The following is a 1,763-nucleotide window of genomic DNA, read 5'->3' on the forward strand; positions in this document are numbered from 1 at the left end:
GTGTTCGGGGCCCTCCTCGCAGAGCCTCGTCGCCGATTACTTCACCCGCGCCGAACTCGCCAAGGCGATGGGGTTCCTGACCATCGGCGCGAGCATGGGGACGGCGGGGGGCCTGCTGATCGGCGGGCAGCTCGCCGAGATCTTCGACTGGCGCTGGGCCTTCGTGCTGATGGGCCTGCCGGGGCTGGTGCTGGGGGCGATCATCTGGCTCACCATGCGCGAGCCCGAGCGCGGGCGCTATGCCCCGGCGGGCACCGACATGGCGCAGCGACCGCTGGGGGAGACGATCCGCAGCCTCGTCACCAACCGCGTCTTCATGGGGCTGGCGCTGGGCTGGGCGGTGCAGATCATGATCGGATACGCGCTCGCCTTCTGGATGGCGCCGATCATGCTGCGGCAGTTCGGCATCTCGACCGGGGATGTGGGGCTCTACCTCGGCCTCACCTTCTTCCTCGGCGGGATCCCGGGTCCGATCCTCGGCGGCTATCTCACCCACTGGCTGTGCCTTCGCGACGAGCGCTGGCGCGCGTGGCTGCCCGGGGTGACGAGCCTCGGCGCGGTGCTGCCGCTGGCGCTGAGCCTGACCTCGGGCGACTTCACCACCTTCCTGCTGTGGTTCGGCTTCGCCTATGCGATCTATGTCGCCTCGCAGGCGGGGATCCTGTCGGGCATCCAGGCCGCGGTCGAGCCCGCAAGCCGGGGCTTCGCAGTCGCCATCGCGCTGTTCTTCAACAATCTCATCGGGCAGGCGCTGAGCCTGTTCGTGATTGGCGCCTTGAGCGACGCGCTGACGCCCGCGCAAGGTCCGCAGGCGCTCGCGGTAGCGGTCTTCGCGGTGTGCCTTGCGGCGGGGGTCGCCGCGTTGGCGATCTTCACCTGGACCGCCGCGCAGATGGGGCCGAGCGGCTATCTGGAGAAGATGCGCGGGGGCTAGCTCGTCTCTTGCGCAACGTCCGCTTTCGGGAATGCGGATCGGGACGCGGAATGGCTGCTGGTGGGTGGTTAGCTGAAGGGCAGATTTGAAGCGAGATTTTTCAAGGCCGCAGGCAGAAGCCAGAAATCATGTGCCATGTCCTACCGATTGTCGTGCCGCCCAGCCAGAATACGTGCAGCCATTTCGGCAAGCTCCGCCTGCCCAACAATTCGAGCCTCTGAATGAGGTATTATGGGGGCGCCAGTAAAGCGCGGGATCAAATGAAAATGCAGGTGGAAGACAGTTTGCCCCGCGGCCGGTCCGTTCAATTGCTGAACCTCAAGTCCATCTGCGTGAAGCGATGTTACAAGCATTCGACCAACGATTTGGACTGCCTCCATCAAAAGGCCTAAACTGTCTGAATTGATGTCAAACAGGTTTGCAGCATCTTCTTTTGGTATGACCAAGGTATGGCCTGGGCCTTGTGGGGCGATATCAAGAAACGCCAGCGCCGCTCGATCTTCGTAAATCCTGTGAGCAGGCGTACGCCCCTCCAAGATACCTGCGAAAACATTGTCACTGAGATAGGTTGGCTGCAGGATCTGGGTCAATGGATTCTCCAAGGCATCGAAACGCCGAGCCTCCGATCACCTAACGCCTTTCTTTGATGGAGCAACGACCTGATAAATCGTCTCGAATGGGGTCGCTTTGAGAATTTCGGCTTTTGGCAAGAAACCCGCTGAAGCTGCCCGGCAGGTATCGAGATCGCACATCCGGCCCGGCTCATGACCGGATGTGGGTGGGAAAGCGAACGGCGGCTTTTGGGAGCAGCCGCTGCATTTCTCGTTGG

The 1,763-nt window shown here is 62.5% G+C and carries 3 protein-coding genes; 1 reads left to right on the forward strand and 2 read right to left on the reverse strand.

Annotated elements, in window-relative coordinates; genetic code table 11:
- Positions 1-934, forward strand: a 934-nt coding sequence (locus AX692_RS04895) for an MFS transporter (RefSeq protein ID WP_155646259.1), incomplete at its 5' end; no start/stop codon positions are given.
- A 140-nt stretch (positions 935-1,074) separates the two neighbouring features.
- On the opposite strand, the gene AX692_RS18855 is transcribed toward AX692_RS04895, so the two are convergent.
- Together AX692_RS18855 and AX692_RS20460 are read right to left on the reverse strand one after the other, a co-directional pair.
- Complete coding sequence (locus tag AX692_RS18855; RefSeq protein WP_196490038.1) at positions 1,075-1,524, reverse strand: HIT family protein; 450 nt, start codon at positions 1,522-1,524, stop codon at positions 1,075-1,077.
- A 36-nt stretch (positions 1,525-1,560) separates the two neighbouring features.
- On the reverse strand, positions 1,561-1,763 hold a 203-nt coding region (locus tag AX692_RS20460), incomplete at its 5' end, for a hypothetical protein (protein WP_230961036.1).

Origin of the sequence: Erythrobacter donghaensis (assembly GCF_001557325.1) — a bacterium.
In the GTDB taxonomy this organism is placed as follows: domain Bacteria; phylum Pseudomonadota; class Alphaproteobacteria; order Sphingomonadales; family Sphingomonadaceae; genus Erythrobacter; species Erythrobacter donghaensis_B.